Genomic DNA, 14,751 nt, shown 5'->3' on the forward strand with positions numbered 1-14,751 from the left:
CAGACTGGGGTGCGGGGCGAGGACTACTTCTCGGCCAGCCGCAGCAGATCCGCCACGGCAGCGACGGGGGCGTTCTCGTGGCTTTCGGTCAGCGCCGCCCCCACCACGATCTGCAGCACGCGCGCGGCGTTGAAATCCACGCCGGCGCGCTGCAACAGGTCCGCAATGAGCCGCTTCACCTCTTCCAGGGCGCGGCGGACGTATTCGCCAACCTCGTCGGCTTCACGGTGCGCCTCGACGAAGGCGGTGACCACCGCGCCCGCGCGCTCCGGCTGTCCGCAGGCCACCACGTCGACGACGGCTTCCGCCAGCTGCACCGGGTCCGAGAGATCCACTTCTTGCGCTGTTGCGCGCTCGTAGGCGTCGATACGCCCCTGCACGAGCCGCTCGAAGCAGGTGGCCACGAGCTTGTTGCGTGAGGAGTAGTAGTAGCCGATGGAGCCGACCGGCACCGACGCCACTGCCGCGACCTGCCGATGCGTCAGCCCCTTCACCCCTTCAGTAAGCAACAGGCCGATCGCCGCATCCAGGATCGCAGAGCGCTTCTCCACCGCCCGTGCCTGCTCGCTGCGAGATGCCACCACCGTCAACCTTTCTCACTATGCGGATTACATGCAACTCTATTTATACAACAGTTGGTCCGGCGCGGCCGAAATTCCCCCGCCTGAGACGTGAAAAAACACCGCAGCCAGGCGGCTGCGGTGTTGGAAAACACGCGCTTAGAGGTTCGGGAACCAGATGCCGATCTCGCGCTCGGCGGACTCCGGCGAGTCGGAACCGTGCACGACGTTCTCCGCCACAGACAGTGCGAAGTCGCCGCGGATGGTGCCCGGGGTGGCCTTGGACACCGGGTCGGTGCCGCCGGCCAGCTGGCGCCACGCCTCGATGGCGCGCTCACCCTCGACGATGCCTGCAACCAGCGGGGCGGAGGTGATGAAGTCCACCAGCTCGCCGAAGAACGGCTTGTCCTTGTGCTCCGCGTAGTGCTTCTCAGCGGTCTCGCGGTCTGCGGTGCGCAGGTCCAGCTCAACCAGCTTCAGGCCCTTGCGCTCGATGCGGGAGATGATGTCGCCGACGTGGCCGTTTGCAACACCGTCGGGCTTGATCAGGATCAGAGTGCGTTCAGTCATAGCCCAAAATCTTACCCCAAAGTCGTATTTACGCCTCGCGTACGATGCGCGCTGCGTCTTCCGGCGTGGTGTTGCGGAACCACAGCTGTACCTGCTGCACCGCCAGCTGGAAGTTGCCTTCCTCCTTCATGCGCAGGACGGTGGCGCGTTGTTCGTCGTCAAGCTCGGGTGCGACATCTTCGCGGCGTGTGTACTGCTCGTAGAACCCGAGCATCAGAAACAGCCCGGCGGCGACGATCGCCGCTGTGCCCACCCACCCGGGCAGGGTGGTGTAGACGGCCACCACCGCGACGATGGAGAACACGGCGGCCAGGGCAAAACTCACGATGCGCATGGGCCATACCGTAGCCTTGTTGCCCATGGTGCACAGCTCTCCCCTGCCGGATGTCGCGCTGCCCGGCGTTCCGCTCGACCGCCTGGTCCCCCTCGGCGACCGGCCCGCGATCACCGAGTACGACACCGGCCGCACCATCACCTACGACGAGCTCGGCGCGCTCGCGGACGCCGCCGCCACCCGCATGCGCAGCCGCGGCGTGGGCCCGGGCAGTGTCGTTGCGCTGCGTCTGCCCAACTCCATCGACTTTGCGGTCGCACTGCTCGCCGTCGCGCGCACGGGTGCGGCGGCGTGCCTGATCGGGCATTCGCTTATCGACGTCGAAGCGTCGCGCCTTGCCACCCTCGCCGGCGTCACCCACCGTGTCGAGCCGGGCGATCTCGCCCCCGGGCCAGCTTTCAGCTTCGCGCCGGCGGACCCCGATTCGGTGGCAGCCATTCCGTTTTCCTCCGGCACGACCGGCCTGCCCAAGGGGGTGGAGCTGACCCACCGCTCCATTACCGCCAACGCTGTGCAGTTCAACGCGGCGCTGGCCGCCAGCGGCATCGGCGAGGGCACGCGGGTAGCCGCTCCCCTGCCGTTTTCCCACATTTACGGGTTAAACACACTGCTGTTGTCGTCGCTGGCCGCGGGCCGGCACGTGTTCACCGCCGCGCGCTTCGACCTCGGCGGGTTCGCGCGCGCCCACTGCGAGCACGACATCGAGCTGAGTTTCATCGCCCCGCCGATCGCGCTGGCGCTGGCGAACTCGCCCGCCGTCGACCCGGCCGATTTCGCCGCATGCGCCCACATGGTCTGCGGCGCCGCCCCCTTGGACGAGGCGCTGGCCCGCCGCGTGGAAGACCGCCTGGGCATAGTCATGCTGCAGGGCTACGGCACCACCGAGTCCTCGCCGGTGACCCACGTCGGCATCGCCGGCAAGTCCAACCCAGGCACCATCGGGTTCGCCATCCCCAACACGGACTTCCGCGTGGTGGACATGGACACCGGCGCAGAAATCGCCGACGGTGCAGACGGGGAACTGCACGTCCGCGGCCCCCAAATCATGCGCGGCTACCTGGGCAACCCGGAGGCCACCCGCAACGCCATCGTGGACGGCTGGCTGCGCACCGGCGACATCGCGCGGGTGAACCCGGATGCGACGGTCACGGTCGTGGACCGCGCCAAAGACGTGTTCAAGTACCACGGGTTCCAGATCGCCCCAGCCGAACTCGAGGCGCTCCTGCTCACGCACCCGCAGATCGATGATGTGGCTGTGGCCGAGCGCGGCGGGGTGCCGAAGGCGTTCGTCGTAAAGCAAGGGCTTTTGAGCGAAACCGAGGTGATGGAGTGGGTCGCAGCTAGGGTGACCGCCTACAAAAAGGTGCGCGCCGTGGCGTTCGTGGACGCGATCCCCCGCAACGCCGCCGGCAAGATTTTGCGCAAGGACCTTTAAGCGCCCCCTCTACGTGCCCCCTACGTGCCCAAGTGCTGGGTGGTGAGGTAGCCGCCGCGCATGCGCTGGACAATCTCGGAGCGCATGCGGATGACGAAGTACCAGACGATGCCGAAGATGATGCCCACCGCCGTCACGGACCAGTGGATGAAAAAGCCGAAGATCAGCGGGATCTGCAGCGCCAGGTCGATCCACAGCGCGGCCGGCTTCTTCTGGAAGAACGCCATGACCACGTGCGCCAGCCCGATCACGGTGATGTAGACCCAGTTGAAGGTGGTCCAGTGCTCGCCACCGTCGACTTTGAGGATGACGGTGAGGATAAGCAGAACCGTGATGGCCTCCATGATCAGCGTGCCGGCGAGCACACCGGTCAGCCCCGACATCGGGTCCTTGACCGGCGCCTTGCCAGGGCCGAGCGGGCCCATCTGCTGGTTTTTGGGTGTCATTGCGGATCCTTTCCAAACATGGCGCGGGCCTCGCCGGCGGTGACCACCGAGCCGGTGATGATCACGCCGGAGCCGGACTGCACGCCCACCTCGGCGAGCGCCTCTTCCGCCAGCTCAACGGCGAGCTCGTAGGCGGATGGCAGGTGCTCCTCGACGTGCACGCGCTCGTCGCCGAAGACTTCGCGGGCGGTGTCCGCCAGCTCGTAGGCGTCCGTTGCGCGCGGCGAGGTGTTCTGTGTGATCACCACCTCGGTGAGCACGGGCTCAAGCGCCTCCATGATGCCCCGGGCGTCCTTGTCGCCCAAAATGCCGAGCACGCCGATCAGGCGGGTGAAGTCGAAGTCGCGCTCCAGCGCCGCCGCGAGCGCCTGGGCGCCGTGCGGGTTGTGGGTGGCGTCGATGAAGGTGGTCGGGGTGGCGCGCACGCGCTCCAGCCGGCCCGGCGAGGTGGTGGCGGCGAAACCTTCGCGCAAGGTGTCCGCGTCGAGCGTGCGTTCCGACGACGCGCCTAAGAACGCCTCCACCGCCGCCAGCGCCATCGAGGCGTTGTGGGCCTGGTGCGGCCCGGACAGCGGGATGAACACGTCGGCGTACTCGCCGGATAGGCCCTTGAGCGTGAGCGTCTGCCCGCCCACGGCCACTTCGCTGGCGGCCACGCCGAACTCCTGGCCGAAGCGGGCCACCGGCGCGCCGATGTCGACGGTGCGCTCCAGGATCACCCGCATCGCGTCCTGTTCCTGCTGGCCGATCACGGCCACGGCGTCCGCGCTGCGGATAATCCCGGCTTTCTCGCCCGCGATCTCCCCAATCGTCTCGCCCAGGTAGTCGGTGTGGTCCAGGCCGACGGGCATGATCACGTCCACGTCCGCGTCGACCACGTTGGTGGCGTCCCAACGCCCGCCCATGCCGACTTCGACCACGGCGACGTCGACAGGCGCATCCGCAAAGGCCGCGAAGGCGAGGCCCACCATGACCTCGAAGTAGCTCATGGGCACGCCGGTGCGCTCGTCCACCATCTGGATGTACGGCTCGATCTCGCGGTAAATGCGCACGAAATCCGCCGGGTGGATCGGTTCGCCGTCGATGCCGATGCGCTCGGTGACGGACTGCAGATGCGGGCTGGTCGTGCGGCCCACGCGGTTGCCAAACGAGCGCAAAAGCGACTCCACCATCCGCACCGTCGAGGTCTTGCCGTTGGTGCCGGCGACGTGGATGACCTTGAAGGATTTCTGCGGCTCGCCGAGGAAATCCATGAGCAGCTCGATGCGCTCGAGGCTCGGGTCGATGTCCGTTTCCGGCCAGCGGGCGGTGAGCTCGGCCTCCACCTGCGCGAGCGCGACGAGGTCTTCCTCACTCACGCCGCGCGGGGCGAGCGCGTCGGTGTCGTTGCCCTCCCCCGGCGCGCCGAGGTTGAGCGTCAGACCGGCGTCGGTCTGCTGGATGTCGTACTGCTCGGGAAGTTCGGGCAGCTCAAAATCATTGTCCGCCACTTAGGCCTCCGGCAGCTGTTCCAGGCGTGCGGTGACGCGCTCGAACTCTTCCTGCGCGACCTGCTGGCGCACCTTGATCTTTTCCACCACGGGCTCCGGCGCGTTGGCCAGGAACTGCTCGTTGGCAAGCTTCGCGCCTGTGGTGTCCAGCTCCTTCTGCGCCGCGGCGAGCTCCTTTTCCAGGCGCTTGCGCTCTGCGGCGACGTCGACGGTGCCGGAGGTGTCCAGCGCCACGTCGAGGTTGGCTTTGCTGAGGCGCATTTCAATGCTTGCCGACGCGCTAAAGTCCTCCCCCGGCTTTTCCACCCTGGCAATCTGGCGGACCACGTCCTCCAGCTCTGCCAGGTCCGCGGACGCGAAGTCCACGCGGGCCGGCACCTTCTGCGAGGGCTTGACGCCCTGGTCGGAGCGGAAGCGGCGCAGCTCGGTGATGAGCTTGATCGCGTCTTCGACGCGGGTGCGTGCCTGGGTGTCGGTCTCGGCGCCGCCGTTGGTGTCGTCCGCGGTCGGCCACGGCGCGATGGTGACGGTTGCCTCGCCGGTGAGCGCCTTCCACAGCACCTCAGTGATGAACGGCATGGTCGGGTGCAGCAGACGCAGCACGACGTCGAGGACGCGGCCGAGCACGACCTTGGTGGTCTCGCCTCGGTCCTTCTCCTCCGACGAGGCGTCAGCCTCGTCCCGCGGAATTTGCGTCTTGGCAATTTCCAGGTACCAGTCGCACAGCTCGTCCCACGCGAAGTGGTAGAGCAGCTCGTTGGCCTTGGCAAACTGGTAGTCGTCCAGGTAGGCGTCCACCTTGGCGCGCACTTCCTCGGCGCGGTCCAGGATCCAGCGGTCCGCGTCCGTGAGCTCGTCGCGCGCCGGCAGCTCGCCGACGTGCGCGCCGTTCATCAGGGCGAACTTGGTGGCGTTGAAGAGTTTGGTGGCGAAGTTGCGGGCGGCGGTGGCGTGGTCGTCGCCGATCGGCAGGTCCACGCCCGGGTTCGCCCCGCGGGCCAGGGCGAAGCGCAGCGCATCCGCACCGTAGCGCTCCACCCAGTCCATCGGGTCGATGCCGTTGCCCAGGGACTTGGACATCTTGCGGCCTTTTTCATCGCGTACCAGGCCGTGCAGGTACAAATGCTCAAAGGGGATCTGCGGGCGGCCGTCTGCACCCTCGCCAAGGATTTCAGGAGTTTCCTGCCCGGCGAAGGTGCCGAACATCATCATGCGCGCCACCCAGAAGAACAGAATGTCGTAGGCGGTGACCAGCACCGTGGTGGGGAAGAACTTCTCCAGCTCCGGGGTCTTTTCCGGCCAACCCATGGTGGAAAACGGCCAAAGGGCGGAGGAGAACCAGGTGTCCAGCACGTCCGGGTCCTGCTCGTAGCCTGCCGGCGGCTCCTCGTCGGGGCCGACGCAGACCACGTCGCGCTCGCCGTTCTCGTCCTCCGGGCCGTACCAGATCGGGATGCGGTGGCCCCACCACAGCTGGCGCGAGATCGTCCAGTCGTGCATGTTGTCCACCCAGTCGAAGTAGCGCTTCTCCATGGATTCTGGGTGGATCTTGGTGTCGCCGGAGCGCACGGCGTCACCGGACATCTTTGCCAACTCGTCGACCTTGACAAACCACTGCAGGGACAAGCGCGGCTCGATCGGCTCGCCGGAGCGCTCCGAGTGGCCCACGGAGTGCACGTACGGGCGCACTTCCTTGACAATGCGGCCCTGCTCCGCCAGCGCCTCGCGCACAGCCACGCGGGCGTCCTCGCGCGTCATGCCGTCGAAGCGGGTGCCGGTATCGGCGATGCGGCCCTTCTCGTCCATGATGATCGGCATGTCCAGGTTGTGGCGCAGGCCCATCTCGTAGTCGTTCGGGTCGTGCGCCGGGGTGATCTTCACGGCACCGGTGCCCAGTTCCATGTCCACGTAGTCGTCGGCGATGACCTCAATTTGCAGGTCCTCGCGCAGCGGGTGCGGGAAGACCTGGCCGATCAGGTCGGCGTAGCGCTCGTCGTCGTGGTGGACGGCGATCGCGACGTCGCCAAGCATTGTCTCCACTCGGGTGGTGGCGACGACCAGGTGCGGCTCGTCGTCGTTCAGCGAGCCGTAGCGGATGGAGACGAACTCGCCCTCGACGTCCTTGTACACCACCTCAATGTCGGAGACGGCAGTTTCCAGCACCGGCGACCAGTTGACCAGGCGGTAGTCGCGGTAGACCAGGCCGCGATCGTAGAGCTTTTTGAAGATGGTCTGCACGGCGCGCGACAGGCCGTCGTCAAGCGTGAAGCGCTCCCGCGACCAGTCCACCGAGTCGCCGATGGCGCGCATCTGCGTGGTGATCGTGCCGCCGTACTGCTGCTTCCACTCCCACACGCGCTCGATGAATTCCTCGCGCCCGTAGTCGTAGCGGTCCTTGCCTTCCTCCGCCTTGAGCTTGGCCTCCACCTTGGTCTGGGTGGCGATGCCGGCGTGGTCCATGCCCGGCAGCCACAGCACCTCGAAGCCCTGCATGCGCTTGCGGCGCACCAAAGAATCCATCAGCGTGTGGTCGAGCGCGTGGCCCATGTGCAGCTGGCCGGTCACGTTCGGCGGCGGCAGCACGATCGAGTACGCGGGCTTGTCCGACTGCGGATCCGCCGTGAAATACCCGGCGTCGACCCAGCCCTCGTACAGGTCGCGTTCGTGGGCGCTGGGCTCCCACGACTTGGGCAGTTGGTTCGCGCGGTTCAGATCGTTCGTCTCAGTCACGCGCCCTATCTTAACCAGCGCCCTAAAACAGCTTGTCGGCGATGGCGGCTTCCTTCCGCAGGGCCTCGATGTTGGTGTTGAGACGGGTCCTTTGGTCGTCGTTAAGCTCGAGCCCCTCGACGACCCGCCAGCTGCCGTCGCTTACGGCCGGGAAGCCGAACATGAGGCCCTCGTCCACGCCGTACTCGCCTGTCGACGGCAACGCGACCGTCGCCCACCGCCCATCGGTGCCCTGCACCCAGTCGCGCATGTGGTCCACCGACGCCGAGGCCGCGGATGCCGCGGAGGACTTGCCGCGCACCTCGATGATCTCCGCGCCGCGCTTGGCCACGCGCGGGATGAACTCCTCGGTGTACCAATCGCGCTCCACCTCCACCGGGGCGCCGTCGACGGTGGCGTAGGTGACGTCCGGGAACTGCGTGTCCGAGTGGTTGCCCCACACCACGAGGCGCTCAATGCTTCTCGACGGCACCTGCAGCCGGTCCGCCAACATCGACTGCGCCCGGTTGTGGTCCAGGCGCATCAGCGCGTTGAAGCGGTCTTTCGGCACGTCCGGCGCCGCCTTTGACGCGATATAGGCGTTGGTGTTGGCCGGGTTGCCCACCACCAGGACGCGAATGCCGTCGGCGGCGCCGTTGTTGATGGCCTCGCCCTGGCGCTTGAAGATCTGGCCGTTGGCGACGAGCATGTCCGAGCGGGACTCGCCCTTGCCGCGCGGCTTCGCGCCGACTAAGAAGGCGGCCTCTGCCCCGTCGAAGGCCTTGGCGGCATCGTCGGTGACCTCGATGTTGCCCACCAGCGGCAGCGCGGAATCCGCAAGCTCCATCGCGGTGCCCTCCGCGGCGCGCACCGCGGCCGGGATCTCCAGCAGGGTCAGATCCACCGGCTCGTCGCCGAAGACGTCGCCGGCGGCGATGCGCCACAACAGGGAGTAGGCGATGTTGCCGGCGGCACCGGTGACCACGATCTTTGCCATATGTCTTTCTCCTCTTCTCGTACGTCGTGTGCGTTGACTCACAGATAATCTACCCCCGGCCGGGGCGGAATTTCACGGCTATACGCCCGAGAGTGGGCATCTGGTGCACGATTGAGGGGTATTTCAAACGAAAGGGGATGGACGTGACCGACGGTGCCGACGTGACCTCCCCTGACGCCGTGGTCCGCGCCGCCCTGGCCGCATTCGCCCGCAAAGGCTACACCGGCGCGAAAGTGGAAACGCTGGCCAAGAAAACCGGCATGACCAAACGGATGATCCACTACCACTTCGGCGACAAGCGCGGCCTCTACGCCGCGGCGCTGCGCCTCGCACTGGAACAGCTCGCGCCGCCGGAAAACATCCTCAACCGCTCGCACGCCGTCCCGGTAGAAGGGATGCGCCGCTTCGTCGACGCGCTCTACCACGCCTTTTTGCACAACCCCGACGCCGTGCAACTGATCCTGCGGGAAAACTTGGACCCGGCTGTAGCGGCCGAAGACGCCTCGGCACTCGCCGGCGTGCGCGACGTCACCCTCCACGCCGAGCGGCTCCTGCTCGCCGGCCAGGACGCCGGCGCGTTCCGCCCCGGCATCACCGCGGTGGACCTGCTCACCCTAATCTCGTCGCTGTGCCTGTACCGCGTCGGCAACGCCGCCACCGCCAAACACGTCTTCGGCGTCGACGTCGAAAGCCGCCGCAACGTCGACGGCATGCGCCGCATGGTCATCGACACCGTGCTGGCGTTTCTGACCTCAAACATCTCGTACTCCGGCTACGAGTCCTACCTCGAAGCCACCCCGACACCTACCGAGGACGCGGAGCCGGACGAACTGTTCGACATCTACGGCGACGAAGGCCGGATCGTCTAACGGGCCGAAGGTGCGCTCCTAAGCTGACTGCTTCTCCTCGGCCTCGATGTACTTCGGCTCCCCCTCGCCGAGGGCCGCAGCCTCATCGACCACAACCTCCGCGACGTTTTCGCGGTCTGGCAGCTCGTACATGATGGGAACGAGCAGCTCCTCCATAATCGCGCGCAGACCGCGCGCGCCCGTTTTGCGCTCCGCCGCCTTATCGGCGATCACACCGAGCGCCCCGTCAGTGACGGTCAGCTCCGCGCCGTCCATGGCAAACAGGCGTTGGTACTGCTTTACCAGCGAGTTCTTCGGCTCCGTGAGCACACGCTTCATCGAATCGCGGTCCAAGTCGTTCACGTGCGCGAGGATCGGCAGACGGCCGATGAACTCCGGGATCAGACCGAACTTCACCAGATCGCCCGGCTGCACCTGGGCGAGCAGGTCCGCCTCGTCGCGCTGCTCCTTCGAGTCGATCTCCGCGCCGAAGCCGATGCCCTTCTTACCCACACGCTCCGCGACCACCTTGTCCAGCCCCGCAAAGGCGCCCGCGACGATGAACAGGATGTTCGTGGTGTCCACCTGGATGAACTCCTGGTTCGGGTGCTTGCGCCCGCCCTGCGGCGGCACCGATGCGGTGGTGCCCTCCAGGATCTTCAGTAACGCCTGCTGCACACCCTCACCGGAGACGTCGCGGGTAATGGACGGGTTCTCGGACTTGCGCGAGATCTTGTCCACCTCGTCAACGTAGATGATGCCCTGCTGCGCGCGGTTGACGTCGAAATCCGCAGCCTGCAAAAGCTTCAGCAGGATATTCTCCACGTCCTCGCCCACGTAGCCCGCCTCGGTGAGGCTGGTGGCGTCCGCGATGGCGAACGGCACATTCAGCATTCGCGCAAGCGTCTGCGCCAGGTAGGTCTTGCCCGAGCCAGTGGGGCCGAGCAGGAGGATGTTGGACTTGGCGATCTCCACGTCCTCGTCCCGCTTGCGGCTGGACACATTGGAACCTTCCGCCTTGATCCGCTTGTAGTGGTTGTACACCGCCACCGCGAGCGTCCGCTTCGCGGTGTCTTGGCCAATGACGTACTCGTCCAAAAACGCCGTGATCTCGCTCGGGCGCGGCAGACGGTCCGGGTCGTCCGCGCCCTTATTGTTCTGCGCGCCGGCGAGCTCCTCCTCGATGATCTCGTTGCACAGCTCGATGCACTCGTCGCAGATGTAGACGCCGCCGCCGGCGATGAGCTTGCGCACCTGCTGCTGGCTCTTCCCGCAAAAAGAGCACTTGAGCAGGTTCGCGCTGTCGTGCGTAGTTGCCATATGCGCCTATCTACTCCCGTCTTCGGTCAATCCCAACCGAGTGTAATCGTTGCGTCAAACCATAGCTTTCACGCCACAAAGGGGCCATGACGCGGTTTCCCGTATTCTCATCCGCTAGCCTGTACACGTTAAACAATCGTGCCCACCGGTGCGCTACCTAACGCGTACCCCGAAAGGAACCGATCCGTGAATCGCAGCCGCACTTTCTCTGCCTTTGCCGCAGCCGCCCTCGCCGCGTCGCTGCTGGCCGGTTGCTCGGACTCAAACGCGGACGTAGAACCCCTGGCGGAACCCGTGCTGGACTTCCCACAGACCAGCATCACCCCCACCCCAACGCCGACGACCACCAAGTCCGACGACGATGAGGACGATGAGGAGACGACCACCTCTTCCTCCTCCACCACCAAGAAGTCCTCGACAAGCTCGTCCACCAAGTCGTCCACGCGCACGTCCACAAAATCCAGCTCGAAGCGCTCCGAGTCCCGCAGCTCGAACAACTCCAATAACGAGGCGCGCGAGCCAGCGCCGGTGCGCGAAACCATCATCGACGACCGCCCGGGCGCCACCTGCGCCTGGCCCACCCAGGGCGAGGCCAGCGGAAGCCAGGAATACAGCACGTTCTGCGACCGCGAATGGGCCCGCACCGTCACCTCCGACGGCCAGGACTACTACTGGGCAGCCAAGGGCCAAGGGTGGGTCTCCGTCGACCCGACCACCACTGACGACGGCGATATCTGCTGGGCACGCGAGGACTTCGAAGCCGCGCCGGAGGCCATCCGCAACGCCGTGGCATTCTGCGACCCGGCATCCGGGGATAAAGCGGAGTAGCCGAAGGTTTCGTCGCAAAGCAAAACGCGCCCGGAGCGAACCGGGCGCGTTTTTCATGTGCTTTTAGCCGTTGAGCTTGCGGTAATCAAAGACCTGGTCGATGATGCCGTAATCCACAGCCTCAGAAGCGGTCAGGATCTTATCGCGGTCGGTATCAATGCGGACCTGCTCGGAGGTGCGGCCGGTGTGGTGCGCGAGCGTGTCCTCCATGAGGCGGCGCATGCGCTCAATTTCCGCGGCCTGAATCTCCAGATCAGACACCTGGCCCTGGGTGCCCTGGGTAGCCGGCTGGTGGATCAGCACACGCGAATTCGGCAGCGCGGCGCGCTTACCCGGCGCACCGGCGGCGAGGATCACTGCGGCGGCCGACGCGGCCTGGCCGAGGCAGACAGTCTGCACGTCCGGGCGGACGTACTGCATCGTGTCGTAGATAGCCATCAGCGCGGTGAAGGAACCGCCCGGGGAGTTGATGTACATCGTGATGTCGCGGTCCGGATCCTGGGACTCCAGCACCAGAAGCTGCGCCATGATGTCGTTCGCCGACGTGTCGTCCACCTGAGTACCCAGGAAGACGATGCGCTCCTCGAACAACTTGCCGTACGGGTCGATCTGCTTCGTGCCAAAGCTCGTTTCCTCCAAAAACTGCGGCAGCACGTAGCGGGAGTTGGGCATCTGGAAAGTCATAATAGGTGTCTCCTTAATTCCTCGTGTGCCTTAGTTCTCGCCGATGGAGTGCTCGCCGGCCTGGGCTGCGTTCTCGATGACGTGGTCCACGATGCCGTACTCCTTCGCCTGCTGGGCGTTGAACCAGCGGTCGCGGTCCGAATCCTTCGTGATCTGCTCGAAGGTCTGGCCCGTGTGCTCCGCGATGAGCTGCGCCATCTCGCGCTTCGTCTCCGCGAACTGCTCCGCCTGAATGGCAATGTCGGCCGCGGTGCCGCCGACACCCGCGGACGGCTGGTGCATCATAATGCGCGCGTGCGGCAGAGCGTAACGCTTGCCCTTCGTGCCGCCCGAGAGCAGGAACTGGCCCATCGACGCCGCCAGGCCCATGCCGTAGGTGGCGATGTCGCACGGGGAGTACTTCATCGTGTCGTAAATCGCCATACCGGCGGTGACAGAGCCGCCTGGCGAGTTGATGTACAGGTTGATATCGCGCGTCGGATCCTCCGCCGACAGCAGCAGAATCTGGGCGCACAGCTTATTGGCGATCTCATCGTCCACCTGCTGGCCCAGGAAAATAATGCGCTCCCGGAGGAGACGCTCATAAACGGAGTCTCCCAGGTTCATGCCTTGGGTCGGGGAAGTCATGTAAGACGCTCCTTTGCTAGTTCATCCGGTAACGCCACTACCCTACTCGGGTGATTCTGTAACTCCGAGCCTGTTCGCTACCGGCGTACGGGCCGGGTTTTGGGGTGGGGGTTGGAGTGCAAGTTGCCGATTCCTGACAGATTCCGGCAGCCATTTGTACCGAACTGGGCGTTTGAGGCCCGCCTGACAGATTCCGCCGCGAAGTGTCGGGGTGGGGTTCCGCGGGGAGATTTGTTCACTGCGCCGTGAATCAACCGGGTTCCGGGCTTTTGCCACCTGGGGAAAGTGAACAAACCATCCGACTAAAACGGAATTCATTCACCGGCACGGTCCGTGGGGGTGAACAAATCTGGCGAAGGGCCTCAGAAAACGCAAAAGCGGCCGGGGCAGACGCGCCCCGGCCGCTCGCTAGCGGGAGAAGTTTCTACTTCTCGTCAGCCTCGGTGGTCTCAGCCTCGCCGGCCTCGTCCTCGTCGATCTCGCCGAAGTACTCGTTCGGGTCGACCTTGTTGCCGGCCTCGTCCTCGACCTGGGTGCGGGAGATGGCGATGGCCAGGGCCTTGCCGCGGCGCACGTCGGAGAACAGGTTGGCAATCTGGCCGGACTGCTGCAGCTGGGCCACGAACTGGTTCGGGTCCATGCCGTAGGACTGTGCGGTGAACAGGATGTGGTCGGTCAGCTCCTGCTGGGAGACCTCCGGCTGCTCCTGCTCGGCCACGGCGTCGAGGAACAGCTGGGTGCGCACGGACTCTTCGGCCTGCTCGCGGGACTGCTTGTCAAACCCTTCACGGGTCGTGCCCTGAGCCTCGAGCAGCTGGGCGAACGCGTTCTCGTCGTGCGCCATCTGGCCCAGCAGCTGGTGCAGCTGGTTGTGCACCTGCTCGTCCACCACGGACTCCGGCAGGGCAAACTTGGACTCCGCCAGGGCAGCCTTGAGCACCTCGTCGCGGATGTCCGCGGCCTGCTTTGCCTTGGCGTTCTCCTCGACCTGCTCACGGGTGGAGTTGCGCAGCTCCTCGACGGTGTCGAACTCGGACGCCATCTGAGCGAAGTCGTCGTCAAGTTCCGGAAGCTTGCGCTCCTTGGTCTGCTGGACGTGGACCTTCACGGTCGCCTTCTCGCCCTTGTGCTCGCCGTACTTGATCTCGGACTCGAACTCGTTGTCCTCGTCGGTCTTCATGCCGCGCAGCGCGGTGTCCAGGCCCTTCATCAGGTCGTCGGCGCCGACGCGGTAGGTCAGGCCCTCGGCGGAAGCATCGTCGAGCTTCTCGCCGTCGACGGTCGCTTCGAGGTCGATGATCGCGTAGTCGTCGGTCTTCAGCTTGCGCTTGGTGTCCTTGAGCTCACCGAAGCGCTCACGGAGGGTGTCCAGCTCGGCGTCGACCGCTTCGTCGTCAAGCTTGAGCTCCGGGACCTTCACGGAAATCTTGGAGAAGTCCGGCACCTCGATCTCGGGGCGGACATCGACCTCAGCGGTGAATTCGACAACGTCGTTGTCCTCGATCTTGGTGACCTCGATCTCCGGCTGGCCCAGCGGGTTAATCTCGTTTTCCGCGAGTGCCTGCTCGTAGCGGGTCGGCAGCATGTCGTTGACAACCTGCTCCAGGATCGGGCCGCGGCCGAAGCGAGCGTCGATGAGCTGGCGCGGAGCCTTGCCACGACGGAAGCCCGGGATGTTGACCTGCTGGGCGATGGCCTTGTAAGCCTGGTCAATTTCCTTGCCCAGCTCGTCGAACGGCACGCTGACGTTGAGCTTCACGCGGGTGTCGCTGAGCTTGTCGACGGAAGTCTTCACGGATTTCTCCTGTACTAGATCGAAACAACGTTTGTCAGATGTCTATATGTGGCGGGCCCGTGAATCCCCGGGCCCGCTTTGGTCGGGGCGACAGGATTTGAACCTGCG

14 protein-coding genes are annotated in these 14,751 nt (G+C 65.5%); 3 read left to right on the forward strand and 11 right to left on the reverse strand.

Features of this window, described 5'->3' with window-relative positions; genetic code table 11:
- Window positions 1–23: 23 nt before the first annotated feature.
- The 3 genes from HMPREF2791_RS08945 to HMPREF2791_RS08955 all read right to left on the reverse strand — a co-directional run bounded on the left by HMPREF2791_RS08945 (window position 24) and on the right by HMPREF2791_RS08955 (window position 1,464).
- Entirely contained in the window at window positions 24–581 is a 558-nt protein-coding gene (locus HMPREF2791_RS08945; protein ID WP_168160594.1) for a TetR/AcrR family transcriptional regulator, read from the reverse strand.
- Between the two features lie 138 nt (window positions 582–719).
- Window positions 720–1,130 carry a nucleoside-diphosphate kinase gene (gene ndk / locus HMPREF2791_RS08950; RefSeq protein ID WP_070473709.1) on the reverse strand — a complete coding sequence of 137 codons (411 nt, stop codon included), beginning with the start codon at window positions 1,128–1,130 and terminating at the stop codon, window positions 720–722.
- A gap of 28 nt (window positions 1,131–1,158) precedes the next feature.
- On the reverse strand, window positions 1,159–1,464 hold the full coding sequence (locus HMPREF2791_RS08955) for a hypothetical protein (protein ID WP_070473711.1): 306 nt from the start codon (window positions 1,462–1,464) through the stop codon (window positions 1,159–1,161).
- A 25-nt stretch (window positions 1,465–1,489) separates the two neighbouring features.
- Between HMPREF2791_RS08955 and HMPREF2791_RS08960 the strand changes: the two genes are divergently transcribed.
- Window positions 1,490–2,899 carry an AMP-binding protein gene (locus tag HMPREF2791_RS08960; RefSeq protein WP_070845080.1) on the forward strand — a complete coding sequence of 470 codons (1,410 nt, stop codon included), beginning with the start codon at window positions 1,490–1,492 and terminating at the stop codon, window positions 2,897–2,899.
- A 20-nt stretch (window positions 2,900–2,919) separates the two neighbouring features.
- Here the strand turns inward: HMPREF2791_RS08960 and HMPREF2791_RS08965 are convergent, their stop codons facing one another.
- Genes HMPREF2791_RS08965 through HMPREF2791_RS08980 form a run of 4 tightly spaced genes read right to left on the reverse strand, consistent with a single transcriptional unit; the run spans window position 2,920 to window position 8,541 of the window.
- Window positions 2,920–3,345: a DUF4233 domain-containing protein gene (locus HMPREF2791_RS08965; RefSeq protein ID WP_070473713.1), complete on the reverse strand. Its 426-nt coding sequence runs from the start codon at window positions 3,343–3,345 to the stop codon at window positions 2,920–2,922.
- Window positions 3,342–4,835 carry a bifunctional tetrahydrofolate synthase/dihydrofolate synthase gene (locus HMPREF2791_RS08970; RefSeq protein ID WP_070473715.1) on the reverse strand — a complete coding sequence of 498 codons (1,494 nt, stop codon included), beginning with the start codon at window positions 4,833–4,835 and terminating at the stop codon, window positions 3,342–3,344. The genes HMPREF2791_RS08965 and HMPREF2791_RS08970 overlap by 4 nt, the downstream gene beginning before the upstream one ends.
- On the reverse strand, window positions 4,836–7,565 hold the full coding sequence (locus HMPREF2791_RS08975) for a valine--tRNA ligase (protein WP_070845081.1): 2,730 nt from the start codon (window positions 7,563–7,565) through the stop codon (window positions 4,836–4,838).
- A gap of 22 nt (window positions 7,566–7,587) precedes the next feature.
- Window positions 7,588–8,541: a malate dehydrogenase gene (locus HMPREF2791_RS08980; RefSeq protein ID WP_070473719.1), complete on the reverse strand. Its 954-nt coding sequence runs from the start codon at window positions 8,539–8,541 to the stop codon at window positions 7,588–7,590.
- A gap of 143 nt (window positions 8,542–8,684) precedes the next feature.
- Here HMPREF2791_RS08980 and HMPREF2791_RS08985 point away from each other — a divergent pair, with 143 nt between their 5' ends.
- Window positions 8,685–9,410, forward strand: a complete 726-nt coding sequence (locus HMPREF2791_RS08985; RefSeq protein ID WP_168160595.1) for a TetR/AcrR family transcriptional regulator — start codon at window positions 8,685–8,687, stop codon at window positions 9,408–9,410.
- An 18-nt stretch (window positions 9,411–9,428) separates the two neighbouring features.
- On the opposite strand, the gene clpX is transcribed toward HMPREF2791_RS08985, so the two are convergent.
- Entirely contained in the window at window positions 9,429–10,709 is a 1,281-nt protein-coding gene (clpX, locus tag HMPREF2791_RS08990; RefSeq protein ID WP_070473722.1) for an ATP-dependent Clp protease ATP-binding subunit ClpX, read from the reverse strand.
- A gap of 186 nt (window positions 10,710–10,895) precedes the next feature.
- On the opposite strand from clpX, the gene HMPREF2791_RS08995 reads away from it, so the two are divergent.
- The gene (locus tag HMPREF2791_RS08995; RefSeq protein WP_070473724.1) at window positions 10,896–11,537 is read left to right on the forward strand and encodes a hypothetical protein; all 642 of its coding nucleotides are present in this window, start codon (window positions 10,896–10,898) and stop codon (window positions 11,535–11,537) included.
- Window positions 11,538–11,600: 63 nt separating this feature from the next.
- Here HMPREF2791_RS08995 and HMPREF2791_RS09000 read toward each other — a convergent pair whose 3' ends face one another.
- The 3 genes from HMPREF2791_RS09000 to tig form a co-directional block, all read right to left on the reverse strand.
- Window positions 11,601–12,221 (reverse strand): ATP-dependent Clp protease proteolytic subunit, encoded by a 621-nt coding sequence (locus HMPREF2791_RS09000; RefSeq protein WP_034998194.1) that lies wholly within the window; start codon window positions 12,219–12,221, stop codon window positions 11,601–11,603.
- A gap of 30 nt (window positions 12,222–12,251) precedes the next feature.
- Window positions 12,252–12,848 (reverse strand): ATP-dependent Clp protease proteolytic subunit, encoded by a 597-nt coding sequence (locus tag HMPREF2791_RS09005; RefSeq protein WP_070473726.1) that lies wholly within the window; start codon window positions 12,846–12,848, stop codon window positions 12,252–12,254.
- A 424-nt stretch (window positions 12,849–13,272) separates the two neighbouring features.
- A complete protein-coding gene (gene tig, locus HMPREF2791_RS09010; protein ID WP_070845082.1) occupies window positions 13,273–14,643 on the reverse strand; it encodes a trigger factor in 1,371 nt (456 codons plus the stop codon).
- Between the last annotated feature and the right edge of the window lie 108 nt (window positions 14,644–14,751).

Source organism: Corynebacterium sp. HMSC034A01 (assembly GCF_001838175.1).
Classification (GTDB): domain Bacteria; phylum Actinomycetota; class Actinomycetes; order Mycobacteriales; family Mycobacteriaceae; genus Corynebacterium.

Coding starts and splice junctions, on each gene's coding strand:
- HMPREF2791_RS08965 (WP_070473713.1), bottom strand. CDS start 3,345: ATGACACCCAAAAACCAGCAGATGGGCCCGCTCGGCCCTGGCAAGGCG.
- HMPREF2791_RS08960 (WP_070845080.1), top strand. CDS start 1,490: ATGGTGCACAGCTCTCCCCTGCCGGATGTCGCGCTGCCCGGCGTTCCG.
- clpX (WP_070473722.1), bottom strand. CDS start 10,709: ATGGCAACTACGCACGACAGCGCGAACCTGCTCAAGTGCTCTTTTTGC.
- HMPREF2791_RS08980 (WP_070473719.1), bottom strand. CDS start 8,541: ATGGCAAAGATCGTGGTCACCGGTGCCGCCGGCAACATCGCCTACTCC.
- HMPREF2791_RS09005 (WP_070473726.1), bottom strand. CDS start 12,848: ATGACTTCCCCGACCCAAGGCATGAACCTGGGAGACTCCGTTTATGAG.
- HMPREF2791_RS08955 (WP_070473711.1), bottom strand. CDS start 1,464: ATGCGCATCGTGAGTTTTGCCCTGGCCGCCGTGTTCTCCATCGTCGCG.
- ndk (WP_070473709.1), bottom strand. CDS start 1,130: ATGACTGAACGCACTCTGATCCTGATCAAGCCCGACGGTGTTGCAAAC.
- HMPREF2791_RS09000 (WP_034998194.1), bottom strand. CDS start 12,221: ATGACTTTCCAGATGCCCAACTCCCGCTACGTGCTGCCGCAGTTTTTG.